This window comes from Bartonella sp. ML70XJBT.G, from assembly GCF_028618575.1.
Classification (GTDB): Bacteria; Pseudomonadota; Alphaproteobacteria; order Rhizobiales; family Rhizobiaceae; genus Bartonella.
In genome coordinates this window covers 1-26671 of sequence record NZ_JAQITA010000010.1, presented here as the reverse complement: position 1 = coordinate 26671, position 26671 = coordinate 1, and the positions used below count along the sequence as shown (strand labels likewise).

The window sequence follows — 26671 nt, the reverse complement described above, 5'->3', positions numbered from 1 at the left end:
TCCCTCATGCAATGCATTAGCGCGTGCCCGTTGAATGGCGTGAGTAACCGCACGACCAGTGGTAATGGGATCACGTGCGCCATTGACATGCACCGTAACATTTTGAGTGCGATACATAAGTTTGTGTGTCCCTCCCCTCATTGCCTTCCTGCCATTATTCGGTCCCTCCATGGAGGGCATTGGCGCGTGCGCGTTGAATGGCGTGACTAACCGCACGACCAGTGGCAATGGGATCACGTGCGCCATTGACATGCACCGTGACATTTTGATTGTGGGTGATGGTAGAGCGGTCTTTCTCTCTTTGCTCTAAGCCCAAGTGATTGGCATGAGAATGACCTGCAAATTGTGCTATGGGTTGAATGGTTGTTTTGCCCCCAAGCCAACTTGGCAAATGAAACAGGTCGGATAAATCAATCGATCCAATCCAGCCCTTTATGCGACTGGGCAAAGATTTAAAAAAATCCATCAAGCCTGTGATGGTCCCCATAAAGCCATCGACAATCCAACTCGCTAAGTCTTCCCCTGCTTGTTCCATACCTGCTTTGGCATCCTCAGAGAGCTTTTCGCGGGCAAAAAAGCTTCCCAACCAGCTCCAAAAGTTGGAAAGGCTTTGTTTAAAGCCCTCCCACACATTGCCAAACCACTTGCCAACAGCGCTAAGTCCCTGTTTGAACTTTTGCCAATGGGCAGAGAAATCAAAGGCAGCAGCAATAATGTTTTTCCAACGTGTAATGGTTGCCGTGTCGGCGCCAAAAAAACGCATGACGGCTTCAAAGGCACGACCAAAAGCGCGTATTAGCCCCCGTGCAAAACCTTTGACAAAGGAAGAAAAACGATCCCAATATTTCCACAAAACAAAACAAGCAGCCACGATCACAGCTACAACAGCAGCAATCAGAGCACCGATTGGGCTAAAAACAGCCCCAACCACAGAGGCTATGCCAGCAGCAATCACTTCTATCGCTGTCCCTATCCAACCAAAAGCGGCAGCAAATGCACTTCCTGAGATCATAATCCCCCGAAACGCTGCCACGAGTAAAGTCATGGGACGCAAGAGTCGAAGTGAACTTGCCCCAAGACCCGCGGTTAGCAAGCCCAGTGAGCGCCCTGAAGCCAAGAGCCCGCGCCAACTTGCAGCAAGACCACGACTCACAGCACCCATCTTGATAAAAGACGTGATCAATTGAAGAAGCCCAAGACGTGTGCCAGCAAAAGTAAAGCGCAACACACGCAAAGCAATATTAAAAGCCATCAGAGCGGCAATGGTTTTGATAATGGCGCTTGTTAAAGTGGGATGAGCATTCGCCCACGCCATAAGAACATTGATAAAACCACCAACACTTTCCATCAAACTGTTGAGGGGGGGCAGAAGCACTTCACCAATGGTAATCCCCAAAGCCACGATACGGTTTTGCAACAGTTCAAATTGCCGCATAGCACCGGTTGCTTGTTTGTCCGCCTCTTGCTCTACCGAGCCTTTAAAGACTTTTGGATCTTTCACATACTCTAATGCTTGCCCTAACAGCTCTGGGTTACCCACCAATTTGGCAAAATCACCGGTAAAGTCTCGCCCAGCAATGGCAATCAGCGAACGCATACCCTGTTCTGATTTGCCCAACACATCAAAAAAGCGCACCAAAGTACCAGTGGCATCTTTGTCCAGATCTTCCATGAATTTTTCGCGGGAAAGCCCAATATTGGCAAAAGCATCTTCAATATGTTTCCCCCCTGCCTGTATGCGCGCACTGATAGAGTTAAAACCACGCGCGGCACTCTCTGGGACAATCCCAGCAGAAATCATCGCCGTACCAAAAGCCGCTGTTTCGCGGGCTGTCAGTTTAAACATGGTTGCCGCTCCGGTAGCCCGATTGGTAAAATCAGAGACTTCACTTGCCTTGGCCGCCATGTGGTTGGAAAGATGGTTGATGGCATCGCCTAAATCTTCGATGCCTGCCTGATTAAGCTTAAAGACATTGCGCAATTTGGCAAAGCGCTCACCAATTTGATCTCCGCTCATATCAAAGGCGACCGCTGCCTTGGCAGCATAAACACTAAAAGCTTCTAAATCTTGTTCACCAATCCCTGCTTGGCTAGCACTGGTCATCAGTTCTAAAACTTCACGGGCGGCGAGAGGAATTTTGGTGGAGGTTTCCAAAGCAAAACGGCGCAATTCCTTTAAACGATCAAGGGGGGCATCCAGAACTTTTTCCAAGCCTTTCATCGATTGGTCGAATTGCATGGCTTTATAGAGAGGGGCGATTAAGGTTGCGGTTTGGGCAATGGCTCCTACCATGCGCCCCCGCGCTTGGTTGAAAGCATTTTCCGTATTGGCTGTGGCTTCCTTCAAGTGCTTAGGGTCAAACCAATTTTTAAAGTGTTGCCTTGTCTTGTTTTGGAAATGCGCAACATCGCTACTGAAAGCTGCAAGGTCTCGCTTGGCAGAGGCAATCCCCTCTTGCAGATGATTCACAAAACGCACAACAAGGGAAACATCCATGATCGCATCTCATCCTAACATTTGGCTTTCATATTCTTGGGCTTTCAGGCGGGCTAATTCATAGCGATAGGAGACAACATCAAGCCAATCCATCTGGTTAATCTCTAGAGCCGACCAGTGATAATAAAGAGCTAGCTCTGCTCCAAATTGTCCAGCATAGGGGATTGGCGTTGCGTAAAAAAAGCAAAAAAAGCCTTAAACACTGCCACAAGATCAACAACATCAAGACGATCAATAAGTTCAACAGATTCATGAGACATCTCTGCCAAAAGCGCTGTAATACCTTCTGTCGCCTCATGGGTAAACAAAACTTGTGAAAGCTTAAGAATGAGAACATCATTGCTAGGTTTTTTTTGCTCTGCAAATTCAGGTACAAGCAGCTCTGTCAACTGTGGTCCAATCAGCACAGACAATTGCTTGGCATGTTTGAACGTGGGGCGATAAAAGGTCAATTTATGCCGTGTCGCTTGCCTACCCTCACTGTCTTGGTACAGAATGGGAACAGCTAATTCCACCTCAATACTGGTTTGTAAACTTGTCATGATCAATTCCTATAAATTAAGTATAGAACGGCGACGCCCACCAATATCTTGCCCATTGCGCACGAGCCAACCACCCCGTTTAAACGAGAAACGATGTAAAACAGAGCCATCCCAAAATTCCGTATAGTCCCAAATATTTTTGATCTCGCAATCATAGCCTGTGGCTTTTCCAGCTGTTAAGCTTTCGCTATCGACTTTGACCAAACGCCCTGTAACATCAATGGAATGTTCATGCTCGCGCCCATCTTCTTCAGACACCACATGTTTTTTGCCGGTAAATTTATGACGAAGACCAGGAGGACCGCCAAAGATACCGATGATTTCTGGCGTGTGGCTGTGGATTTTCATTTGCAAGCTCAAAGCTTTCACACCAAGACCACTCACATCAATTTGCATGTCAGAGCCCCCTGGTTGATAGGTTTCGGTGATTTCTTCCAACGTGGGAAGTTTGAGCGTTTCAAGATCAAGATGAAGATTGACATCATCATCAACAATCAGGGTAAAACCACGAACAATTCTTAACGTCATACATCACTCCTTGCTGCTTTGCGATACCTCTCTAGCGTATCACCAAAGGCATATGTCATTTTATTTTGGATATCTTCAGAGAGCCGATTAAAGTAAGCGCCATTGCGCCGGCTGCCGAAGCTTAAGTCTTCGAGAGGGGGCACTTCTTCTGCATCAAATTCCACCCGCAATTTTCCCAATTGTAAAGTGCTGTTGGAATTTAAATCACGGTCAAACCAAACACGTCCTCCAAGCAGTGCACCACGCGCAATCAGATCATCCAGAAACTGTGTAAGGCTGCGGGTAATGGCAATGACATGTTGACCGGTCAGGTTTTCGTCATTTGCCCAAGGGCGGAAATTGTTAATGATGGTTTTTTCCAAGGCTGCACGGGTGCGCACCACATTGACAAAGCGCCAGAGTGGATCACTCGAGGTGGTGTGATTGCCCCATAAAATGCGCCCATTAGCAGCCATTTGCCCATGCGCATTTTGGCTAAGGCGTGCCGGTATAAAGGTGGCAATATCGGCTTGATTGAGGCGATTAGCCTCATGATCAATTTCCCCATCAAAATAGCTAATGGGGCGTGCTGTGCCTAAAATACCATGCACATCTTGGTTAGAGGGGGACCAAAAAACACCCCCCTTTTGTTTGTCACGTTTGATAAACATCGCCGCCACAAAGGGGCTTGCTGGTTTAATACTCACACCACCCTCACTATTTGCTACCCGCACAAAGGGGTCAATCAGATAACAAAAGCGTGAGGAAAAATCCGCGCGAAAGGCAAGGCTTTCTTCCGTATTTTTGCCCCCTGTATCGAACACGGCAATGGCTTGTAGCTTTTCTGCCACCTGTTCTAGAGCATCTGCTAGCGGGTTTTTGCCATTATCAAGGCGCCCTGCACTATAAGCTGGCGCTAAGAGAATTCCAGGCTCTACCCCTAAATGCCCTCTAGCATGCGCTAGGGCATGAACACCGGTTAAAGAAACACTTGACCCCACCATTTCGGTTTGGGTCTCAGCAATGGTAGACTTTTCCTCCACCCGCACGAAAATCACTTGTGCCTCAATCCCTTGCGCACGAACGGCATTGATAACATCAAGGGCTGTTCCTCTTGTCCCAAGCTTTTGGATTTTCTCTGTCTCATGGGTAAAGACCAACACGGGCTCGTTAAGGGGATAGGTCTGTGCATCCGCATCAGGGGCTGTAACAACCGCTCCAAGGGCGGTTTGATCAAATGTTGCTAAAGGACGGGAATCCTCACCAGCCTCTACAATGCGAATCCCATGATTAAATTCTGTTGCCATCTTGCTCTCCAAATCAATGAAGAGACTATAACAAGCATCACCATGCTCCATAAGCCTGACAGTGTCAGTCAAAAAAAGCCCTTTAAAAGGGCTTTAAAAGAATTTTCAAAAAACTTTTATAAAAAAGAAATTATACAGTTTATAAGCTATCAGACAACAATTGTCCGTTTAAGCGTATCATTTTTTTATAAGTTATAAGTGCATAAATTATTCATTCTTTCCATAATCTTATAAGGACAGCACCATCAGCTCCAGCACCGCTTGGAGAAGAATCAGAGTGAGCACCGGCACCGCCGCCGCCAAAGCCACGCCCTGCTTTTCCTGAAGTATAGTGACCTTGTCCTGTTCCTCCACCACCTCCTCTTGATGTATCGCCTCCAGCATTACCGCCATTACCACTTGTTTGACCCGTAACTCCACTCGTTCCAGCATAACCATTTCCCCCTTTAGCAAGTCCTGGATAGTTATCTGTTGCTAAACCAAAGTTCCCGCCAACTCCTCCAGTACCACCAGAACCTGAAGAGTAATTAGATGAATTGTAATAATAAGCTCCACCTCCACCTTTTCCCCCTGTAGCAGTCATAAAATTCCTTCCAACAACTGTTGTTCCTCCAGAATTTCCTGTCAGACCTCGCTTTGCAACAGAAGCTCCTCCTTTACCAATGATGATATTCTCATGACCGTTTAAACTTACTTTATAGCCATACCATACTGAACAACCGCCACCGCCGCCACCTCCTCCTAATCGTGGCGTATCCGCTCCACCACCACTACCGCCGCCCCCCCAGGCTGTAATTTCAACTCTAGTTTGATCCGTGACCCAGTTGGGCCATTCAATTTTCCCATCTTGCGTATAGAGCAATTCAGCATCGGCAATAATGAGTTTATTAATCAAATCTTTTTTGATGTTTTTAATTTCCTGCTTGAGAATATCTATTTCTGATTTCGTATAAACAAGATCTCCATCAACTCTCAAAGGTCCTTTAAGCGAACTTCCGGTTGTGCTTAAGTTAGTGACCACTTTGTTGTTATGGGTAATATTCAATGATGTGTTTCCCAACAGTTCTAAGCCGCCACTCATGGTAACTTTGCCGGTAAACTTATTATAACTTTGCCATTCATTTGGGCTTGCTAGGCGTCCATAGGCTGTAAGATCTTCATTAATCTTGGCTCTAAAATCATCAAGCCCCACGATATCTTCTGTTTTATGTTGATGGGCGCCTAACAACGAAATGGCACTGCCAAAGGTAAAATTATTATTGCTTGATTTGTAAAGAACATAATTGTTGGCTGCGTCCTTAGCGCCCTCGATATCGCTTAAATCAGCAAAAGTGAAGGTTTTATCGGCTGCCATCTTGCCATTAAGGGCGCTTTCTAAACCCGTCACATCACTGATTGTGTGCGTGTGTTTTAAAGGTGCTTTTTCGTCTATCTTTTCCTCAACATCGGCTATTGTCTGATCAATTTTGGTCAAGTTTTCCCGCAAGATGGGGAATTCAGAACTGATAAAGCGTCCTTCTTTAGGCAATTCCATGTCGAGTTTTTTTGTTTTGGTCATCTCTGTTTTCCCCTCATAATATGCCGGCGCCAAAATCACGCACCATGGACCGTGCAGAAGGTCCACCAGTAAGGGTGAGTTTGAGACGTGCTTGTTTTCCTGTTTTGTCACCACTCACAAATTTTCGTTCTGTCCAAAGCGGTTCAGATAACTGCTCTGTTTCGTCGAGTTTTAAGGGGCTAAAAGCACCATCATCCAGCTGCATCTCGAGTGTAAAGGTTGCACCGCCCGGTAAAAATGTTTTGATATAGCTGGTCAGCCTTGCCTTTTCTCCAAAGGCAAAAGCACGGGTGACATAAGTGGCTGTTTTATGGATCTTCCCCGCAATCAATTGCACAGGGGCAAATAAGACGGGTGAAAGCTTCTCTGTCCCTTTGAGAATGGCGCGAAGCTTTACCTTTTCACTGATATATTCACTAAGGCTTAGCAATTGAAAGGGTAGCAGTTGATAAACCGTGCCATTGTTTCGTTCAATTTCAAACACAACAGAACACTCGCTTGAAGGTAACTCAACGGCTGCACGGATTTGTAAATCAGAGCAATCCACAAGATCAAAACTGCCTAAATCTACGGTTTTTTCTGTTTGCCTGTAGCGGGCTGCCAGCACTCGAAAGGCTAAAGCTTCATCTTGATGGGCTGTCCAGCTCCTCGCATTGACAGAGGAAAAGCGTGGACCGGTCACGTAAGGGTGACTCGAGACGTATCTCTGGTGTTCTGTATCAAAATCTCCAAGCTTTGCCAGTGAGAGGGAATGATCAGCATCATCTGTCTTGATAACAAAAGCCGTTAAGCGGTCATCCATCACAAGGAGTGGTACATCATAGCGTGCCTCTGCCCACCCTTCCTTTGCGCCCTTCATGGAATAGGAGGTTTGTGCTTGGATATCGGCAGTTGGATAGCCATTTTCAGTGGTGACCAAATCAATCACCAGACCATGGGCTTGATTGCCAATTTTACAAAGATGAAAGTCAATACCTGTGATTTGCCGTGTTTCATCGGGGGTAAAGACTTGGGCTTGCGGGTCGACTTGCGTCCAGATTTTCACCGTGGTGGTGCGCCGCATCACTTTCACATCAATCACACCTTGACCGGTAAAAAGCCCTGTTGCAATGGTTCCTCCTTTTCCCCGTGCCACAACATTTTTTGTCCCAGCCGTAATATTTTGTGGAATCGTGAAAGTGCCTTCAAGGATGCCTTTGGTGTTAGCAACAAGCTTTGTTTTTGGTAAAACATTCACACCATCAAAGCTAAGGCTTTCCAAGATTTCGCTACTGCCAAAACCTTCAATCTTAAAGTTCACCTTAATTTGCCTTAAGAAATCGATTTGTTCTTGTGTCGCACGCACCAAGTCATCACGGATTTCTGTCCTACGTACGCTACTGCCACGGTGTGTTCCCATATTGAGTTGATTGGTGACACCAGAGAGCCAATCGGTGCGCTGTTCATGCCAAAAGTCTGTTGCGGGTTCAAGGGTTACTGTACCAGGCAGGGGTGCAAAATTTTGATAGGGGTTGATTTTTTCGCAAGCCGTTGTCAACTCTTGCGCAATAATCACTTCATTGGTCCAGTCAAGCGTGACAGGTGCGTTCAGATGAGCAGTGTAAAATGTTGGATCAATGGCAAGCTGCAAAATACCGTTTCCCACAGCCCCCGTTTGTTCAAAACCTTCATCTCTGTAACTGTCATCAAGAAAAGGGTCAGCAAACATGCCTTTTTTGGCAACAGGCTCTTTAGAGTCCACATTGCTTTTAATACGCTCTAACTGCATCAGCCTGTCAAGCGAGAGCACCCGTTGAAAATAACGCCACATCTCATCATAAGGCGCAACACGTGTGCCATCATTGACCACAAGGGGCGTTTCAAGCCAATTGTTGGTGATGGTGGCAAGAGAGAGCACATCATCAGGGACACTTGGTGCCATGGGTTGGTCTGATGAAACCCCTTTGATGTAAACCACATTGCCCCCTGTGTTAAGACCAATACGGTCAATGCGGGGCAATTTGTAAGTGTAACTGATAATGATATCACCATTCTCAGCACCCCCTGAGACGGTGATTTCCTGTGCTGTGACTTTATCAGCCTGCACCCGTGCACGATAACGATACGTCACCCTATAACTGCTCCCCGCTAAAGGTTCATCCCCCACAGGTGCCCAATCAATGGTGTCACCGGTTTTTTTAAAATCTGTGCCTTCTTTAAATTCCTTAGTTCCTTGAACGACTTTGATAAACGCGGTGATGCTTTTATCAGGAACACCATCACGCCCAGAGGCAACCGCACCACGGGTGACGTTAACGGTTTTTTCTTTTGTCAACAAAAGAGACTGAATATCGGCAATAGGAAAATAATAGGGTTTAAAGGTAAAACTTGTTTTCCCTTTTGGGGGGGCAAAAATATGCGTTTCGCTTGGAACAACGCTTGTCGAAAAATCCTCCATCTCTTCATGGCGCAAGGCGGCTAAGCGTTTGCGTTTAAAGCCATTGATATTGGCTTCTCCTTCTTGAATACTAAAGACTTGGCAACCGTTGTTTGGTCCCAATGCGCTTACACGGCAACCACTCACGATATAATGCCCATGGGCGCGGTCGTACGTCGCAATAGCTTGCATGGCGGGTTCAAGTAGTGAGGGGGATTTTTGATCAATGAGAACACCATCTTGCAAGATATAGACCGGAAAGAAAGCCCCTTGCTGGTCATCATCTTTGAGAGCCCAGACAAGTTTTGCGATCTCGCGTGCCGCACCTCCTTCTCCTTCTGCTAAAGTGCCCGGAACTTGTCCCAAAAGCTCTGGATCCTCTTCATGAGTTATCCATTTCTTTTGTAGCTTTACACCGATTTCTATACGTCCAACCATAGAAACATTCTCTAAGACGGCATTTGAGACAGGAAAGATATCGCCAGCGACAAAAATTTTACCCTCTGTCAACGTGACGGTTTGCTTATCTTTATTGACAAAGGCATCTGCTCGTTCAACACGATCTCCTTCTTTGGCAACAAGGCGACCAAGGCGGTTATGTCGTCCCCTTATGATGGTTTGAACCTCGTTGAGTTCAGCGCCTTGAAGAAAAGGACGCTGTCCATAAAACACAACGCTTTGTTGTTCATCTTTGCCAACAGATCTATCAATTGCAAAGGGTAGACCACTTTCATGCTTCATATTAAAACCTCAATAAAATCTTGAATTGTTCGCGAACATTGGCACGCAAAGGAATATTAATGGGCGTTTTGAGTATCTCCACACCGCCATTGAGTTCATCAGGCTCACACCAAAGCTTGCCAGGAGGTGTCTGTTCTGCCACAGTGCCATGAACGAGAAGGGAAACAGAAGCGGCTTGTTTGTCCTCAACATCTTCAAAATCTGTGCGGACAGCAAGAAACAACAGAGTGCCCCTCGGGGAGGGCTGATAGTGATTGCCTGAATGGCTGTACACACCATTCAAAGCTGGTTCGACAGGCGCTACAGCATAGCAGCGGCGAAACCCAATCACGCCATCTTGAGTGTCTCTTAACACGAGATAAAGCGTGCGGTTGCTAAACCACTCTGCCATCAATATATCGCGTTCATGTTTTTTGACCGAACACCACGGAAAGTTTGCCATGTCCCATGGATAATCGATTTGGTTCCAGCTTAACTCTTCATCCCCATCATCAATCCAATTACCAATCAATGTGCCTTCTTCTCTTGTGAGAACGCACTCTATCTCTGTTGTGCGCCCAAAGGAAAACAAAGTGCCCCCAGCTGTTAAGCGAACACCGCTCTCATACTCCAACATGCACTCATCAAGGCGTGACATATTGCCTTCAACAGCTTGCACATCATAGCCGTAAACACCACGGCGAAAATCAGAGCGCAAACTTTTGGAAAGGTCGGTAATTGCTTCAATAGCTTCAAGGCTTTTTCGTTCAGGCAACCGGTCAAAGTAGAGTTGAAAGGAATTCCACCATGCACGCCCCGTCCATGCGAGTTGAAAGCGTGCAGAAATCTCTAACCATTCAAGCCCCATCTCTATTGCAGCTATAGAGCCACGAATATTTTGCCATGCAAGACCCTGATCAATTAAATCATAAAGGTTAGAGAAATAAGGGCTTAATTCTTGTAAGCCATATTCGTCTATTAAAAAGGGCAACCAAGAAGGCGGACGTGTGATAAATTTCGCGCGGGGTATTTCTTCGAGTGCTGTTTTAACGTGAGGGTCAAGAGCCATTGCTTCGGCAAAACAGCGTTCAAACAAGCTCGAATTTGGGGGCAAAAGTGAAGAAAGCATCAATAAGCACGCCCCCGTTCAGACAAGACAATATCCCCCAAAGCTACAGCTTCATCAGGTGCGACCAAAATATCTTCACAAGGTTGCGTTATGTTTACATGGTGAACGCCTTCAACCATCAAGCGGCTTAGTATCCAACTTAAAGACAAATCACGCCCAAGCCTTTGCGCACGCGCCCATTCTGCTCTTAAATTCTGCTCCGCTCTTTCCAAAACAAAGGCGCCTTCATCCGGTAACAACCAAAAATCAGCAGAAACATTGATCATCCGCTGTACTGCGCTTTTCACAAAGATGTGGTCATTGGTCATTTTAACATGAGGATCATCAAGGGCTCGTTGCACCTTAGCAATCAAAGCTTCATCAGCCACCCCTGAAGCGCTATCACTAAAAAGAGCCACATAAATAAGCGGGCTTTTTCCCACACGGTAAACAAAAGCATCTTTGACACGGATATCACTGGAGAGAGCAAAATATTGATAGCGAGGTGCTGTACCCCCTGTGGAATGCCCTTGCCGGCTCAAACGAATGCGGCGGCGAAAACGCTCATCATCCTCATCTAAAAGGCGCGTGACCCCATGAAAATCCCCCAAATGGTCTAAACTTGTGCCATGCGCAAATGTGAGCAAATTATCCCGTGCCACTTCATTGATCCGCTGGCGCAACAGCAATTCTTCATAAGCAGCCGCTTGTAATTGAATGACCACGGGATCATAAGCGGTTTTTTCCACATTGTAAGGGATATGATGCGCCGCAAAAAGCTCAGTCAAACGCTTAATCTTTTGCGCTAAAAGCCTTTCAACAGAAAGCTCTTCAATCACTTGTGGTAGCGGAAGCTGTAGAAGGGGTAAATGTTCAAGCTCTGCCATAGGAGACCTCTAGCGGAAATTGTCTCTCTTGCCCATGGGACCAATCCCCCAAATGCCCATCGGGGTAAAAAATGCCCCTTAAAACAAAGTGGAATGTTCCCTCACGCGTTGCTTTGGTCAAATCAATCCTCTGCAGTGAAAACCCAGGCTCTCCGCATTCTGGATCATCGAGCGCTTGCACAATTTCTTGATAAAGACGTAAAATCGTTGCAGGATCAGCATTGGCATCTTGGAACTCCTTAACATCACATCCATAATGGCGACGCAAAACCCGTGTTCCCACCCGTGTCATTAAACATTTATGAATGGACTGTTGGCAATGCTCAAAGCCATATAAGAGAGAGCCATCCTTTTCGCTCATCCCACAACGCATACTTTAAGCCCCCTTCGTTGTCTTTATAAGAGAAGTTGTTGGGGCGGGAGAAACCGTTGGGGCTGGTTTTTCAGCAATCTGACCAAGAAGAAGCGGATATTTCGCTGCCTCTTCACTTAAACGAATTTCCTCACCCTTCCCCGGTGAACGCTGACCTGCAACAAAATCGGCATTGGTTAAAATAACATAAGTTTTCTCACGCATCATAAAACTCCTTTAAAGAGGGCTAGAGGTTGTGGAGGGACCCATTTTGACCCCACCATGTTTGTGGCTTGCACCAACCGATTTTTGATTGTGCTTTAAATCTTCTGCTTGAATCTGCACCCAGTCCGTTAATTCAACACGGGTTGATTGATGACAAAGCATGAGCCCTTGTGCACTCAAACGGATTTGGTTTTCCCCATGGGAGAGAATAAGCTCATCTTTAGTCATTCGCAGTGCGCCCCCCGCATAACAAAGCGCAAGTTCTTGCGGTGAGCGTGCTGGATTTTGTGCATCCTCACTATAGCTATCGCGTACAACCAGAGACGCAGAGCCAATTTCGCCATAGGGGTTTAACAAGCGCACTGGATCACCAATGTTTAAAGGCATATTGCTTGAAACAGCACCAGCAGCTTCTTGTGCCTGTAGCCAAGGCGATAAAACCGCTTGACCATTAGCACCTTCACAAGAAAGCTTCACCCGCACCCTATGCCCATCAATTTGCGCCACCCGCCCCATCATGTGCTGGTTGGCAAGACAGCGTTCAAGCGCATCAAGGCGCTTCATGATTTGCCGAAAGGTCTCGCCCAATAAATGCGCATCATTCATGAACACACCTCATCATCACATGAGATCAATCCAGCTTTAAGTTGTCGTTTGTCTTCATCAGCAAAAATATCTTTTCCTAAATGATGCAAATCTTGATGCCATTCCACCACACTGATCGATACACCGCGCTGCTTAATCGCCGCAGAAATAATGGGGTCAATTGACACATCCCGCGGGGCGCTTACATGCGTTAACCCCCACAATTGTCCGCTATGACATAAAACCCCTATCGCTTCTGCCAAAAGCCAACTGGAAACATCCCGCTCTTTGCCCGTGGTGATAATAAAAGCCCCTAAATGAAGATCAGCACTCATCTGTCCAGAAGGCATAGGATTTAAACGACTTTCTAACACTGCAACACGTATTGCTGGCGCAACAAGCATCTGTGTTTCAAGTTCTTCTAAATTAAAACGCCCAAATTGACAGGCATAATCGCGCACATCTGGCAAAGCCCTTTTAAGGCTCCTTATCACCGCCTCACGAAACGCATTAATACGCCCTGCTTGTGTGATCGTTTGACTCATGAAAAGACCCTTTCCAGCCAATCCTCTGCGGCTTTGACAATTTCCACTTTATTGTGCTCTGAAAGCCCTAAATAAGGGCGTGCCGGCATGGTCACTTGGGGAACACACACAAAGCGCTGTGCATTACCGCTTTTAAGAAAGAAGCGAAGGGCTTTGCCATTTTTCGGGAAAATAGCCCCACCCAATTGATGAATCCGCGCATAAACCAACCCAGAGCCCACAATCACCTGTTCTGGTGAGGCTTTCATATCAATGGAGCGTGAGAGCGCCCCACTGGCATAAAGAATGGAGGTGCGGGCATAATTGTTTTTCCACTTCTCTCCTTTTGGGGAGGTTTTTTCGCTTTGAATCCGCCGCCTTGTGCTTTCTTGAATGAGGCGCCCAACCCCTTGTGCTAGAGTTTCCATCGGCGGATGGGTACCCTTTTGTAAAAAGGATAAAGCCGCTTCAAGCCCGCTCTCTTTAATCTCAATATGGGTTGAAACAGACATGTTATCTTCCCATCAAACGCGGTTTGGCAGTAAAAAAAGCCCCATCACGAAGCGGTCCATCTTCACTCATAATTTTAGGTTCATCGACCCCCAAACCCGCTTTGCCTTCTGCAATGCGTTTCAATAAATCAACCGCCTGTTTGTAGCGATCTTCAATGGTTGTGGTCAGTGCCGTATGGCGTATGGCTAAATTATAAACAGCAATATTGACACAAATCATGCTGAGAGCCGCCGGCTGTCCAGCAATCGGGACAGAATAACGATGAGAGAGATGCACATCAATCTCACCACTTGCTTGGTTTAGAGCAAGGGCAATGGCTTGATCTAAAAGCACTGGATCAGAATTCTCATCATCAAAAGCACATAAGTCTTTTAAGAAATCATCACCCCAGAGCTCTTCAATCAATGTTTTGCTTGCATAGGCCATTAAGTCTTTTCCTTAAACAACATCTTGCAGCAACACACCGGCATCTTTTGCGGCAACCAATTCGCACACCCGTTCACCCACACGCACCCGTTTACCACCCGATAAACCAATATCTGGATCAGAGATCACCCCAGAGATGCGCTCGCCCAACTGAGCACTAAAGCCCCAACTGATGACCGAACCATCCGCCTGTTGCTTGGTGGGATCAATGTAAAGCAGAGCAATCTTATTGCCCCAAACGCGCGCCAATTGCGCCGTACGCCCTTTGCGAGCTAAATTCACTTGCGATTCACCAATGAGTAAACGATCGGGATGTATTTCCATCAGATCAGCAAATTGCGCTTTGGTGACAAAACCATCAGCAGTGCCACCACCCTTAACGGCTTTGATGATTTTGGGATGACGTTTGAGTTTTGACCAAACAACTTTGCCCATCACAATGGTGTTGGGCGTATAGACGAGAGCTTTATCCTTCGCCTCATCTAAGGTGGCATAAGGGTCTGATTTCTCATAATCACTGAATTTATTTTCACCCTTAAGGGTCATCACCCGCTCTGGTGCGTAATTTTCACTTCTTTGCACAAGAGCTGCTACACGCACTTCACGCCCCAATTCCAGCAAATTGGCAAGTCCCTCTACAGCGGTCTTTTCGGGATTATAACGAGAGCGCTTTTCTGCCCGTGCGCGGGCTGCTGCTTCAATATCTGAATTGGGAATAAGGTCATCAAGCCCGTAATCTCTCACACTAGCTTCCCGTTCAAAGGCAGAAAATTCCACCACATTCGGGCGCCCTTTTCGCCCAACCTCAAGTTCAGGAACGGTAAAATTTTCCGCTAGAGGAAATTCACTATATTTAAACACTTCACTTAAAACACCAACACGGGGCAAAACTTTATCGCCAATAAGAGAACCTGCTGGATTGCGATAACCAATAGCAATAGCGGTAAGTGTTGGATCAATGGGAAAAGGTCTGTTCATCATAAGCCTCGATTAATTAATTTTAAAAGAAATAACATCACCAGCAGAACCATCACTCATGGCAATGCCAATAGTGCGATCTGCTGCTTCTGCCTTAATAGCCTGCCCCTTGGGGTCAGAGGTTAAAAAGTCACCAAAGGAAACATTGCCTCCACAAACCACTTCGCTCCAACCACATTGGCCAACATCAATCATCTCACCAGCCTTGACTTCACAAGACCCTGCAGTCCCTAATAATTTATCACCTTTACCAGTAGCCGTTGCCACCATTCCATCACCGCGCGCTGCAACAATGCAATAAGGCGAAATCTCTGCAGCAGTGCGAAAAGATTTAATCAAAATTGTCGTACTCATGATTGGCGCTCCTTTTGCTCATAAATATAATCAACCGCTTGGCTAATGGTGATGTCGAAGCCTTTTTGCTTCTGCTCTTGTTGATAATGGCGTGCCGCAAGCGCAATATCTTCTGGCGCAAGCTTTGCTTCTTGCATCAAGGCACATGATTCTAAAGAGCTTGTCGATGCGAGAACTGGCAACTTTTCTAGCAAAGTTTGAAAATGTTCCATGCCCCCTTCAAGGCGACAAAGTGCACGATATTCTTCACGTGCAGCAGGCAAAATCTTGCCCTCTTCAATCGCTTTGTCTAAAAGACTCTCAATAGTCGCCTTTTTTTGCTCTTCCCGCAAAAGTGCTAAATCTTCTCGCGCTTTTGTTAATTGGGCATTTAATTCCACCCGTTCTTTTTCGCGTGCTATAATGCTTGCTAAAATTTCTGCAGGTTTTGCATCTTCTGCCAGCTCCAAAGCACTGGCAATGGCTGTTAAATCCATCATTTTCTCCGTCAAGGTTGTTGGGGACACCACAAGGGATGTCGAAAGGGGTGTTGAAGGGGTTTCACGGCTTAAAGCCGTCATCACAAGGGCAGGACGGTTCACCAACCCTGCCCCCACCAAACTTAAAATCTCACCATTTTTAGAATGACGAAACTCAGGGGAAAGATAGCGATATTCTCGGGCAATAATCTTTTTGGTTGCCATATCGGTCCATTTAACCCGACCCCAAATCGCACCATCCCGTTCTGCTAATTCTTCAATCCAGCCGCTTGCCGGCGCTTCCAAGCCGTTCCTCGCTCGGTGATGTTGCCCATGCTCATAATCAATCACAAGCGGTCCTTTATTGGCTGCAAAAGCCTTTAAAATCCTTTGTGGGTTATAATGCCATTCCCGCCCATCACGTGCCTTCACATTTGGCGCTTTGGGCAACAACTGCACCCATTCCGGTGCTTGGCTAACGGTGCCGTCTTGGCATAAAACGTCTGGGCAAAGATCTATGAACGCGGCATGAAACGTCTCGTCATGACATATCTCAGCCAGCTCATCTTCTTGATCTTCGTAAAATTCTTGCTCCATACATTGCCTATTGCTTTACAATTATCATTGGCAATACAATGCATGAAACCACTCCACGCTATAAGTCTGACACTGTCAGTCAAAAGAGCATTTCTTTAAAAAAGCACTTTTTTTCTCTATTATTCTCCTTGTGAGAAAAACCCCCGTGCCAAACCATCCCATAAAATCGTTTTCAAAGGCACTTCAAAGGCGATAGAGCGCCATTATAAGTTTGGAGGTACAAATTATCACTCCACACAAAAAAGCCTCTCTCAAGCCATTTTTTTAAAAGATTGCTTTTAAACGTTTAAACTGTTAGATTACCCGCGAGGCGTGAGCCAGTTTTGCCAGGACGGTTTTACCGGATCTGCGAGGAGTTGACCGCCCTCCACGCCTTCTCATTTTTCCTCACACACCGGTTCCTTCTCATCCAAACCAACAGAGATTTACGGTATTCTCTTTACAACAACCGTTCGTCCTTCTTTTCAGCAGCATGTAACAAACGTTGAATTTCGCGAAAGCTCTTTTTATGCATCGAGATAAGCCACCATTCTTGTTTGCTTGCTACCCATTTGACTGCAAAGCGCCACCACGCCCCACCACTTTCACCAAAAAACATAACACCCTGCGTATCTTTGCGTCTGATAACGCCATGAGGGCGGATGAGTGTTTGAATGGCGCCTCGAAAATCCTCCAAATGAAGAGCTCGTGCTTGATGCTCTAACAAAATATGTTTCACACTGTCTGAAGATAAGCGAATAAGAGAACTTTCTGTTGTAAAAGCGTCACGCACCTTTTGTATCATTGGAGCTATGGGTATAAACCCGCGCGGCATACGACCTTCAAACATCGCTTCCAAAAGTGGCGAGCCCACAATATCTTCAATGGCAATGCGTTTGCGATTGTCCCCCATGACAGAAACTTTATCACTTAAAAATCGGCTTAAATTTTGCGCGCGATGTTTACCAGGATTAGAATGCCAACCAGGATCAATGCCTACGGGTATCTTCTCAACTTTTCCCGTTCGCTTATTGCGCCAAACCCGCGTCTCCACATGAAGTGGCTCTGCCCCCTCTTCATAGCCTAAATTGTCCGCCTCATAACGACTTACCTGCCGTACACTGCATTTACACCGCCAGCCATTGGGCGGATAAAGCCAATCCCAAATGGGATCATCAACAGGTGCGGTAAACCCCACCCAACTTTCATGTTCCAAACGCTTATGTTCTGAACTCGACAACGCATAGGTGAGATAAGGTAAAAACTCTTTATTATTTTGCGTACGTTCCCATTCACCTGCCGCATGGGCACTCATGGTATTCGCCCAATAGACCGTTTCTAAACGCCGCGGACTTCCCAATTGCACCACACTCTTTTCACCCGTTTTCGGATCAATGCTGGTCTTTTTCCCCCACCAACCCTTTTCCTGTAAAATCGGCATTAAATTTTTTTGAAAATCTTGAAAAGGAACTTGATGCTTTATGGCATCTCCAACGGCTCGCTTAAAATCATCCAAAATGTCATAGCCTACCGATTTTGCTACCGTAAAGGAAAAGGCATGCTCTTCTGGTGCTATATCCCGCCAATCAAAGCTTGGAACAATATTTTTGGCTGCAAAATAACGGGTGACCTCTTTGGGTGCTGTTTTAAAAAGTTCCTCATCCATGATACCCCAGTCCCCGCGCAATCATTTGCACCTTTGCCAAGCGTGCTGCCAAGGCATGATGATCCATCTCGTCTAACAATTCATCCAAGCCTTTAAGGATATCCTCATAACTTTTAGCCTCTCTCACAAGCTTTTTAAAAGGCTCTAAAAGGGGCTCTAAATCCTCTTCCCAGTCACTTAAAGCCTCACTCGAAAGTCGGTCCAATTCGTCGTGATGTTTCCCACCCTGCTCTTTTCCACTCTTACCCTCTCTTGTCACAGAAACATCAATAGCACCCCCACAATCAGCACAAACATGAGCCTTTTGTTGCCCCGCATTATCCTCTTGTTCTCTCTCATCATTAGGCGTAAGAGAAGCAGCCCTTAAAACATCCTCTTCTTTTGTTGGTTGCGAAAAGCCAATCTTATTACGCACTTCTTGCGCCCCAACACGCAATCCTAGAGGCACAAGTTTTTCTAAAGCATCGCTAATGGCTTTAATATCTTCATTTTCCGAAATCGGCCAATAGACAAGGGGGTAGCGCTCTTGGCGCCCAAAATTAATCTCAACAAAAGGCACAATCAAATCACGATTAGCTGTCAAAGCCAATTGCCGTGCATCAGCTCTGGCAATATCATGGCGCACATTTTCATGAATGCGCGCTTGCGAAAAGGACGACCCATCATCCGTCGTCATCGTTTGCCCCAATACTCCTTTAGAAATCTGCCGATCTAAATATTCAGCCTTGACACCAAAAACCGCATTGCCACTGCCCCCAGCTGCCTCAATAAACTCAATCTCCATCTCTTTGGGAATAATTGCTGCCGCATCACTGGATAAATCACGCACCGCTTGAATAAGAACCCGCCGCTCCTCTTGAGAAGAGCTTGCCCCATATTTTCCCACACGCAACGGCATGCCATAAACTTCTAAGAAAGCCATCCAATCTTTTAAGGTATAAGACTTAAACAAAAATGCCCAAGCCGCAAGTCTGGCAAGCCCAGAGCGGATTGGTAAGCCACTTTTCAACTTGGGTCTGTGAATGGAAAATTTATAAGCAGGCAACTCTGTTCCGTACAAAGACCCCTCTTCTTTTAAACGCAAATGAAAGCCATCTCGCCGGTCCAATTGAAAAAACCGCTGGTCACGCCATTTCCATGCAACCGGCCACCATTCTTTGGCACTCTTGTCCCACAAGGTTTCAACAACCGCATAGCCTTTGCCCAAAGCATCTAACAAATCCGCCACATAATCATCAACAAAAGTCGGCGCGCTAATCACCTCGCGCACCGCATCGGCAATTTTTTTATCCAATGCACTGTTGCTTGCTGCAATCACTCCAGGCTCCACCCCTGTGAGGGCATTTTTACGCATGCCAAGCACCGCACGATAATGCAAATCACGCTCTTCCATATCATCAGCAAGTTGGAAAAACTGCTCTGGCTGCCCCCGTGCTGCCTGTTGCAAAATATCAGCAAGTTGCGCAGGGGTGAGACCACTGACAATGGTTTGTGACCACACATCACGAATACCACCAATGCTTGGGATTGCCACCTCCCGCTCCAACCCTTTGATATGAAGCGCCCTACCCCATTGATCAACCAGTTTTACCATCTTACAATTCCCTTAATAAATCTTTGATCGCATCGTTGAAACAAAAGCGGGTGAAAAGAGTGGACTTTCATCAAAACCATAAACCTCTCTCACAGGCGTATATTCGTAAATTTCCGGCGTCTGGCGGCTGGCAAAATAAGCCAAAGCGCAAGCAATAGCACTATCTCCATGGCGCATAAAACCATCACTGCCTTTAAAACGATGATTGTCTGGAATTTTCACAATGCCATTGACATAAGCAAGCGCCTGATGATCCGCAACAATGTCACTATCGCGCGGCAAAACAATGGACCCATCCCCAAAGGCTTCTAAATAAGCCGGCATTTCTTTGCCATACCAACTTTGCGACAATTGTACTTCCCTCACGCATGCCCCATAACGCTGCGCTGCTTTTTCGGCTAAATAAGCCCCATTGCCCCGCGCATCTAACGCGCCCCCCAACAAACGTGGCAAACCACCCACCACATAAAATAAAATCTCTCTTTGTTGATCAAACGGCGTATTGCGCAATTCCACCATAAACCGGACACGGCGCACCAAATCTTGTCCCACTTCCATCACCACAATGGATGTCGCATCGCCGCTGCGCGCAAAATCAACCCCAAAAACATGTTGACGCCGCCGGTCAAGCCTAACATGCAGAGGTTTTACATGCTTCTCACACCAAGCAAACGCCGCTTGACTTCGTTGATCATCCGATTGGTTTTTAAAACCATCCACACAAGCAAAACGCAACACCGCAATATCTGGTGCACAACAATTTTCAATCTGCAAGCGTGTTAAAGCCGCCCCTTCTTGATCTGCCGGTATGGCATCTAATTCTTGGCGCATAGCACTCAAACGCACCCCATAAGAGGCGCGGATTTGTTTCTCCCATTTTTGCTCAGCTGCTAAACTCCAACCCTCTCCCTTCATCGCGCAAACTCGTTTAAACAAGCCATTTTTAACCGCCTCACCAAAGGGATAACAATGCAGAGAAAAAGGAACTTTGCCCGCGCGTGCCTCACGGATCAGTTCATTGAAAGGATTAAGCACACCATTGTGTGTTGAGATCACACGGATCTTGCCTCCCCAAATCAACAAGGCATTCACCGCATCCAAAACAGAGCGCACATCTTTATGAAACGCTGCCTCATCAATCACCACAATGCCCTGGAGACCACGAATATTTTCAGGGCGGCTAGAAAGCGCCTCAATCCGAAACCCCGAAGCAAACCGTACCCGATAAGCAGAGATATATTTTGTCGACCCATCCTCTTTTTGATCTGGAAATAAAAATTCTTCCACATCCCCACTATGACTGGTAAGAGCTGAAGCAAAATTGCTCACATAACCAATAAATTCACGCCCCTTTTCTTTGGTGTCGCCAATGTAAAAAACATTATCACCACCAGCCTCAAGCGTTGCCGCCGCAATAAGGGTATCATCTAGAGCCTCTGCAAAAGTAATCCCCGTCCGCCGCCCTTTTTCAACCAACTTTAAGGGAGATTTATCTTCAATCCATGCCCGTTGATGCGCCATCAAAACCCCTTCAGCTAAGGGATCTTTCTCTTTGAGACAAGCACTTGTCTGCCAAAGTTCAAAACCCAATTGATCACCATTCGCCTCACTTTTTAAAGGAGTCTGTTCAAAAGCCTCACGCCCTTCAGCCATGTTTTATCCCCAACACCTGCGCGCGAATAGCCCGCGCCGTCTCTTCTGAAAGCCCCGCTGCTGCCGCTGCCACCTCAACCGCTTTGCTTGCCTTGCTCGTAAAATCCTTCTCTAATCTTTGCCGTCTGGTCGTGGATAAATGTTCAGCAGCCAAAACCCCTTTAAGCGCATTCGCCAACTCTTGAGCAGCCTTTGGCGAAAGGCTTTTCCCACTGCTTAACGTGGAAAAAATAAGCTCTTTAATCGCTGCGGCTGTTAACAGAGTAATATTGTCAGAAGCTTTGGCATCAAAGCGCTGTGAAAGGCTTGCTGCTATTTCACGCGTTTGTTCTAAGCGCCGTGACATCACCGCGAGCCGCAAAGAATAACGATTAAAACTGGAAAAGGAGGGAATGAAAAAGTTGAGACCCGTTTCTTTTTTTAAAGCCTTCAAAGCCGCTTTAAATTCATCATAAATGGCTTTTTGCGTCTTTTCACGCCCATTTAAAGCTTCAGCCGCCTCTGCAATAATTTGATCACAAGCTTGCGGCAATAAATCAATCGCCGTTAAGCGTCCACGCCCGACCTTGCGCATCCCTCACCTCGTCTTTTATCGATGAACGTTTGGGGCGTTTAATCCCCTCAATGGAAAAGCTACGATCTAAATGACGTGCCCCCCGTTCTGTTAAAGCCGCAAGCAAAACAGATCCCACACATTTTAATGTAACAGCACCTTGGTCTTCCATAAAAGCCAGTTCATTATGCACAAAATCGCGATCACGCCGGATGCCATAACTGTATAACAACCGCTCAATCATCGCACTGGATAACGTTTCGCTACGCTCACAAAAGAGCCCTTTTAAAATAATCAACCGCGCTTCTTCACGGATAATTTTATCCATATCTGCTTTCATTTCTTGGCATTCTCCAGTAAAAATTCTTGCAAGCGCTCACCAATCGCTGCCACCGGTTGTAATTGCGCCGAAAGCGTGTTGAGACGACCATTTAAGCGTTCTATATTCACTTCCAATCTTTGCATGGCATCGCGATCAGGCAGAAAGTCCATCTCTGTTTCTAATCTTTGCACACGTTCTTTGAGCACAACGACCTCTTTTAACATTTCCCGTGCACCAGAAGAAAAATAGGCTTTCAAAACCCCACAAATCGCAATAATCGATAACAGCAACGATAACCAACCATTTGCCACACTGATATCTAAATTCACCTTATCCCCCTTCCCTCTTACCTAGAATTGCTTTAACCGCAGCTCCTCTGCGCTGTTCACAGATCAATAAAGAAGCGCGATCACGCCCCCAATAATGCACCACTTCGCGCGCATTCAAAGCACGCTCTGGCAATAAAGCTGGGCGGCTACACGCCATGCGAACAACAGGCGGCAATTCAACCGATAAAAAATGATACGCAAAACTACTCTTTGGCTTGGGTGTTGAGCAAGCGCACACGCTCAAGCTCAATACCACAGCCAGTAGTTGGCAATACTGCATTGACCTCCTCCATTTTTGTAAGCCTTTGTCTTAAAGTAGAAATCACCCTTTGTGCTTGCAGCTCTGCTCTTTGTGCGGCCTCTCTTTGCTGTTGCTGCTCAAGCTCTGCTTGTAGGGAAACCTTGGCAATTTCTAAGCGCCAATACACATCACGCGCTCTTTCCGCCTTTAAAACTTGCGCTTTCATAAAGCCAAAAGCCGCTAACATCACGCTGACCAAAAAAAGCACCCCAAAAGACAGTTTTGAAAGTGGGCTAAACATTGCGTTTATTCCCCCACCCCACTATCTCCCCGCCATCATAGGAGCTGGTGTGCCGCTTATTAAAACGCTTTCTATTGGAAAAATCCAAGGAACCAAAACCGCGATGCACCCCCAAATTGCCAACAATAATCGCAACCATCGAAGGAATAGAAATCGCTGCCATATCAACAATACGGGGTGCTCCAAACAAACCTCCCAAAATGAGCAAAAAAATAACGCCCCAAGCAAACCAAAAAGACCACCATAAATAACGCCGAGACCCCCGATACGATGGCTTCATATCTTCACCTCGCATGAAAGTCCTAAAAGCTTTTTGGCGCGGTTTAAATAAGTTAAACGCTGAACAAGTCCATTTTTCCCGCCATTAATCGCTTTGGTAATCTTCACGACATCATCTTGATCAGCAAACCTGTTCAAGCCTTTCACTTGCCAAAACCAAACAGCTGACCAAAGCGCTGCTGGAAACTGTTCCAGCACTTCTGGAAAAGCTTCACAATCAACCGCTTGTTCATCGACTAAGCACCAAAACTTCGTAAAACGGCGATAATTATTCCGCCCCGTTAATTGGATCAAACCACGCCCCTTAAAGCGCACACCATCCCCAGAGTTGACATTGCCTAAATCATGGCGTCCTTCATAAGCGCGCCCTGAAGCATATTCACGCAGGGTAAAAAAGCCATCACTCTCATGGGCACATTGGCTTAAAAAATGCGCAACACGCAAACGTGTCGTGATCGCACCATAAGACAAAGCTTCAGGCAATGCGCGTGCCATCTCAACAATAATATAATCTTGGCGCGCATGATGCGCCAGTTTAGGGGCAAGGCGATGAAGAAAAGAAGCATCTATTGAAATCATAACAAACCGCTCAATGAATAAAATTCATCCGCAGTTTATCGGGTCTCACTCCCCCAATATAAGCCTGACACTGTCAGTCAAAACTCTCAATACTCATAAAACTCTGGAAATAATAAACCTTGTGGCTCTTTTGAAGAAATTCTCTTCTTCAAGCGATAGGCTGTACGCACATGCATACCAGAAACTGCTGCTGCTGCATCTACCGACCAGCCCTTTTGCAGCGCTTGCATCATTTTTTGCCGCCGTTCAGCATCTCTACCAAGGGGGATAAGAAGGCGCACACCCGAACCATTAAAACAAAAATGGTTGATCAATTGCTCCGCCTCTTCAAACCCAACAATTTCAATCAACCAATCCGCATTCTCAAGACGCCCAGGGATATAAACTTCTCGCCCGCCAAAAGCACGCATCATATTCCATGCTGCCTCACTGCCCGCAACATCGGCTATTTCACGCAATAAGGCAGGAAAATCGCTATAGACTTCCTCATGCATGCATGCTTACCCCTCGCTTTTAACACCTTTACGGATTTTCCGCCCCCAAACATTCATAACGTGCATAAAATCGCCCCCACTCATCTCCCCCAAAGCTTTACCACTTAACGCCATAACACTTTGGTGAAACGCTTCCCCATCAAACAAAGCACTAGAATGCAAACGCTTCCATTGGGCATACAAAATCAAATATCCTGGCATTTTTTGCCATGAATCTTGAATCTTTTTCCCTTTCCAGTCAACCCCACCCTCACGCTGCAACCAGCTTTTCAACGCCTCAATCGCTCTACACGCATCATCGCTATCGCGTAAAAATCGAATATGATCAATCCCTGTCTGTCTCTTCACAAAGGCTAGCAACGCCTTATCTGAACGATCACGAATAATGCCAAGATTCCACCCTGCAATCCAAAGCGCCTGTAACTTCTTAGCATATTTACCCTCTAAACACTTCACATTCGGCTCAAAACCACACGCGCGCATCTCATCGACGACTAAACGTTTCTCTAAAACACTCAAATCTTTTGCCGAATATTTTCCTGTCAGGCGATAAAGCATCGCCCGATAGGTTTCATCATCAAGACCTAACGCGCGTCTTCCCATATGAATAGCCGCTAAAGACATGGTTTCCCTCACGTCTTCGCCATATCAAGGGTCACCGCACGCCAAGGGCTTTCTAATGTATCGCGCTCATAAAAACGCACATATTCCTTAGAGGTCGTCACACGAATGGCTTCACGGATCGCCCGCATAGCTTCCCTCCAGCGTGGATCATCAATATCCAAGCGCAACAGCATAAAGATTTCACCCCGATTCACCTTGCCTTCCTTATCCGTATTAAAAGCACGCGTAATAATCGCACGGATTTCAGGGCGCGCATCCGCAGACCACTCATTCAAGCACTCATCAAGAAGGCTTTTGGCAATTTGCAATTGTGGTCCAAAATCAAAGCTCTCCTGCACTTGCACCTTAATGCGTTGCAAACCATCAAAGCTTGTGTACGTACAATTACCCTTTTTGCCACGCCGCGCCACACCATATTCTTGTGCAAGCAAGCTATCAAAAGCATTCAAATCCGCAATCGTATGGCTATTAAAACGCGCAATCCTTGCCGATAACTCCTTCGCAAAACCCATAATTTTGCGCACCGTTTCATCCTCTAACAAATCCGCAGGGCGGATCAGGCTTACTGGCACCAAAGCCCCTTTTGCATCCTTCATATAACGCGTGCCTTCAAGTTCAATTTGTGGATTCATCATCAACCTCCTCCTGTGTTTTTTGAAACCGGCGAAACGGCACAACATCCCCTGAAGAAGGCGCACATCCCGCTTTCAATTGCCAACGACACCGCATAAGCTCATGACCTAAAATGTGGTTATAGCCCGCTAAGCGGCGTAAATAATCATTCAATTCTCGAACATCTTGTCCATGCAAAAAAAGTCCACTCATCTCATACTTCAAAAAGCCAGAGCGCAAAGCAATCAAGCAATCTCTCACCATATAAGGGTTCCGTTCCATTATTTATCTCCTCCAAAATCCATATAAATCACGCTATTGCTCTCATCCGCATCAGTGCTGTCACACTCAGACAAAACTTCTGAAACTTCTTGTTCCAAAACCGCATCGGCCTCCCCCAAACGGTGAACACTCAACTCCAATTCAAGCAATAATGCCAAATCCACACACAATTTAAGTTCTGCTGCAATATCCAAACCACTTTGATAATCATCATAAAGACCAACAAGCGTATTGGATAATTCCTTAGGGCTTAGAGTCATCATGCCAATTCCTCCACGTTGCGGTTTTTCCATGCGGCTTTGACATGTTTAAGCGTCACCTCACTCTCATCCCCAAGCGCTGCCATGCGCGCTAACATCATAGTTTTATCAATCTGCCGTAAAGCCCCAGCTTTCAAACCAATACCGGTCAAAAACTTTATCGCACCAGCATCTTCAATCCCCCAATCGTGAATGCGCGCCGCAATATCTTCACTATAGGGTTTGCGACGTTTCAAATGCATCGCCAATCGGCTTTTAATTTGTGCATAAGAAGGTCCATTTTGACGATGCACGAGACGTCCCGAAATCTCATCATTGCCAACCAAAGCAAGCCCCGTACCATTGATAT

32 protein-coding genes and 1 pseudogene are annotated in these 26671 nt (G+C 46.3%); all 33 read right to left on the bottom strand.

Annotation, left to right across the window (positions count from 1 at the left end; genetic code table 11):
* Positions 1-154: 154 nt before the first annotated feature.
* On the bottom strand, positions 155-2497 hold the full coding sequence (locus PVV64_RS05930; RefSeq protein ID WP_273760206.1) for a phage tail tape measure protein: 2343 nt from the start codon (positions 2495-2497) through the stop codon (positions 155-157).
* 131 nt (positions 2498-2628) lie between these two features.
* On the bottom strand, positions 2629-3039 hold the full coding sequence (locus PVV64_RS05925) for a hypothetical protein (protein ID WP_273760205.1): 411 nt from the start codon (positions 3037-3039) through the stop codon (positions 2629-2631).
* Between the two features lie 9 nt (positions 3040-3048).
* Entirely contained in the window at positions 3049-3567 is a 519-nt protein-coding gene (locus tag PVV64_RS05920; RefSeq protein WP_273760204.1) for a phage major tail tube protein, read from the bottom strand.
* Positions 3564-4853, bottom strand: coding sequence for a phage tail sheath C-terminal domain-containing protein (locus tag PVV64_RS05915; RefSeq protein WP_273760243.1), 1290 nt, complete (start codon positions 4851-4853; stop codon positions 3564-3566). The genes PVV64_RS05920 and PVV64_RS05915 overlap by 4 nt, the downstream gene beginning before the upstream one ends.
* Before the next feature lie 211 nt (positions 4854-5064).
* Positions 5065-6411 (bottom strand): Bgr_08870 family protein, encoded by a 1347-nt coding sequence (locus tag PVV64_RS05910; protein WP_273760203.1) that lies wholly within the window; start codon positions 6409-6411, stop codon positions 5065-5067.
* A gap of 13 nt (positions 6412-6424) precedes the next feature.
* Positions 6425-9568 (bottom strand): DUF4815 domain-containing protein, encoded by a 3144-nt coding sequence (locus PVV64_RS05905; protein WP_273760202.1) that lies wholly within the window; start codon positions 9566-9568, stop codon positions 6425-6427.
* A gap of 1 nt (position 9569) precedes the next feature.
* On the bottom strand, positions 9570-10676 hold the full coding sequence (locus tag PVV64_RS05900) for a phage tail protein (protein ID WP_273760201.1): 1107 nt from the start codon (positions 10674-10676) through the stop codon (positions 9570-9572).
* Positions 10676-11542: a baseplate J/gp47 family protein gene (locus tag PVV64_RS05895; protein WP_273760200.1), complete on the bottom strand. Its 867-nt coding sequence runs from the start codon at positions 11540-11542 to the stop codon at positions 10676-10678. The genes PVV64_RS05900 and PVV64_RS05895 overlap by 1 nt, the downstream gene beginning before the upstream one ends.
* Positions 11529-11915, bottom strand: coding sequence for a GPW/gp25 family protein (locus tag PVV64_RS05890; RefSeq protein WP_273760199.1), 387 nt, complete (start codon positions 11913-11915; stop codon positions 11529-11531). Before PVV64_RS05890 ends, PVV64_RS05895 begins: the two co-directional genes overlap by 14 nt.
* A 3-nt stretch (positions 11916-11918) precedes the next feature.
* On the bottom strand, positions 11919-12119 hold the full coding sequence (locus PVV64_RS05885; RefSeq protein ID WP_273760198.1) for a hypothetical protein: 201 nt from the start codon (positions 12117-12119) through the stop codon (positions 11919-11921).
* A gap of 12 nt (positions 12120-12131) precedes the next feature.
* Positions 12132-12725: a baseplate assembly protein gene (locus PVV64_RS05880; RefSeq protein WP_273760197.1), complete on the bottom strand. Its 594-nt coding sequence runs from the start codon at positions 12723-12725 to the stop codon at positions 12132-12134.
* Positions 12722-13249 (bottom strand): hypothetical protein, encoded by a 528-nt coding sequence (locus PVV64_RS05875; RefSeq protein ID WP_273760196.1) that lies wholly within the window; start codon positions 13247-13249, stop codon positions 12722-12724. Before PVV64_RS05875 ends, PVV64_RS05880 begins: the two co-directional genes overlap by 4 nt.
* Positions 13246-13740 carry a phage virion morphogenesis protein gene (locus PVV64_RS05870; protein ID WP_273760195.1) on the bottom strand — a complete coding sequence of 165 codons (495 nt, stop codon included), beginning with the start codon at positions 13738-13740 and terminating at the stop codon, positions 13246-13248. The genes PVV64_RS05875 and PVV64_RS05870 overlap by 4 nt, the downstream gene beginning before the upstream one ends.
* Position 13741: 1 nt before the next feature.
* Positions 13742-14167, bottom strand: coding sequence for a gp436 family protein (locus tag PVV64_RS05865; protein ID WP_273760194.1), 426 nt, complete (start codon positions 14165-14167; stop codon positions 13742-13744).
* Positions 14168-14179: 12 nt separating this feature from the next.
* Positions 14180-15145, bottom strand: coding sequence for a capsid protein (locus PVV64_RS05860; RefSeq protein ID WP_342753414.1), 966 nt, complete (start codon positions 15143-15145; stop codon positions 14180-14182).
* Positions 15146-15157: 12 nt separating this feature from the next.
* On the bottom strand, positions 15158-15499 hold the full coding sequence (locus PVV64_RS05855) for a hypothetical protein (RefSeq protein ID WP_273760192.1): 342 nt from the start codon (positions 15497-15499) through the stop codon (positions 15158-15160).
* Positions 15496-16554, bottom strand: a complete 1059-nt coding sequence (locus PVV64_RS05850; protein WP_273760191.1) for a phage protease — start codon at positions 16552-16554, stop codon at positions 15496-15498. Before PVV64_RS05850 ends, PVV64_RS05855 begins: the two co-directional genes overlap by 4 nt.
* A gap of 439 nt (positions 16555-16993) precedes the next feature.
* The gene (locus PVV64_RS05845; RefSeq protein ID WP_273760190.1) at positions 16994-18199 is read right to left on the bottom strand and encodes a phage minor head protein; all 1206 of its coding nucleotides are present in this window, start codon (positions 18197-18199) and stop codon (positions 16994-16996) included.
* Entirely contained in the window at positions 18192-19793 is a 1602-nt protein-coding gene (locus PVV64_RS05840; RefSeq protein WP_273760189.1) for a DUF935 domain-containing protein, read from the bottom strand. The genes PVV64_RS05845 and PVV64_RS05840 overlap by 8 nt, the downstream gene beginning before the upstream one ends.
* 12 nt (positions 19794-19805) lie before the next feature.
* Complete coding sequence (locus tag PVV64_RS05835) at positions 19806-21446, bottom strand: hypothetical protein (RefSeq protein ID WP_273760188.1); 1641 nt, start codon at positions 21444-21446, stop codon at positions 19806-19808.
* Positions 21439-22020: a phage protein Gp27 family protein gene (locus PVV64_RS05830; protein WP_273760187.1), complete on the bottom strand. Its 582-nt coding sequence runs from the start codon at positions 22018-22020 to the stop codon at positions 21439-21441. The genes PVV64_RS05835 and PVV64_RS05830 overlap by 8 nt, the downstream gene beginning before the upstream one ends.
* Entirely contained in the window at positions 21983-22339 is a 357-nt protein-coding gene (locus tag PVV64_RS05825; RefSeq protein WP_273760186.1) for a hypothetical protein, read from the bottom strand. The genes PVV64_RS05830 and PVV64_RS05825 overlap by 38 nt, the downstream gene beginning before the upstream one ends.
* Complete coding sequence (locus PVV64_RS05820) at positions 22336-22650, bottom strand: DUF2730 family protein (protein ID WP_273760185.1); 315 nt, start codon at positions 22648-22650, stop codon at positions 22336-22338. Before PVV64_RS05820 ends, PVV64_RS05825 begins: the two co-directional genes overlap by 4 nt.
* A gap of 1 nt (position 22651) precedes the next feature.
* On the bottom strand, positions 22652-22888 hold the full coding sequence (locus tag PVV64_RS05815; RefSeq protein WP_273760184.1) for a hypothetical protein: 237 nt from the start codon (positions 22886-22888) through the stop codon (positions 22652-22654).
* Positions 22854-23192, bottom strand: coding sequence for a hypothetical protein (locus PVV64_RS05810; protein WP_273760183.1), 339 nt, complete (start codon positions 23190-23192; stop codon positions 22854-22856). The genes PVV64_RS05815 and PVV64_RS05810 overlap by 35 nt, the downstream gene beginning before the upstream one ends.
* Positions 23185-23472, bottom strand: a complete 288-nt coding sequence (locus PVV64_RS05805; protein ID WP_273760182.1) for a hypothetical protein — start codon at positions 23470-23472, stop codon at positions 23185-23187. The genes PVV64_RS05810 and PVV64_RS05805 overlap by 8 nt, the downstream gene beginning before the upstream one ends.
* Entirely contained in the window at positions 23469-24050 is a 582-nt protein-coding gene (locus tag PVV64_RS05800) for a peptidoglycan-binding protein (RefSeq protein ID WP_273760181.1), read from the bottom strand. The genes PVV64_RS05805 and PVV64_RS05800 overlap by 4 nt, the downstream gene beginning before the upstream one ends.
* 86 nt (positions 24051-24136) lie before the next feature.
* Positions 24137-24544, bottom strand: coding sequence for a helix-turn-helix domain-containing protein (locus tag PVV64_RS05795; protein ID WP_273760180.1), 408 nt, complete (start codon positions 24542-24544; stop codon positions 24137-24139).
* A gap of 6 nt (positions 24545-24550) precedes the next feature.
* The gene (locus tag PVV64_RS05790) at positions 24551-25168 is read right to left on the bottom strand and encodes a gp16 family protein (RefSeq protein WP_275064794.1); all 618 of its coding nucleotides are present in this window, start codon (positions 25166-25168) and stop codon (positions 24551-24553) included.
* An 8-nt stretch (positions 25169-25176) separates the two neighbouring features.
* Positions 25177-25800, bottom strand: a complete 624-nt coding sequence (locus PVV64_RS05785; protein WP_273760242.1) for a DUF3164 family protein — start codon at positions 25798-25800, stop codon at positions 25177-25179.
* Positions 25784-26062: a hypothetical protein gene (locus tag PVV64_RS05780; protein ID WP_273760178.1), complete on the bottom strand. Its 279-nt coding sequence runs from the start codon at positions 26060-26062 to the stop codon at positions 25784-25786. The genes PVV64_RS05785 and PVV64_RS05780 overlap by 17 nt, the downstream gene beginning before the upstream one ends.
* The gene (locus PVV64_RS05775; protein ID WP_273760177.1) at positions 26062-26325 is read right to left on the bottom strand and encodes a hypothetical protein; all 264 of its coding nucleotides are present in this window, start codon (positions 26323-26325) and stop codon (positions 26062-26064) included. The genes PVV64_RS05780 and PVV64_RS05775 overlap by 1 nt, the downstream gene beginning before the upstream one ends.
* Positions 26322-26671, bottom strand: a pseudogene (locus tag PVV64_RS05770) (DNA transposition protein); the annotation flags it as partial. The pseudogene PVV64_RS05770 and the gene PVV64_RS05775, both read right to left, overlap by 4 nt.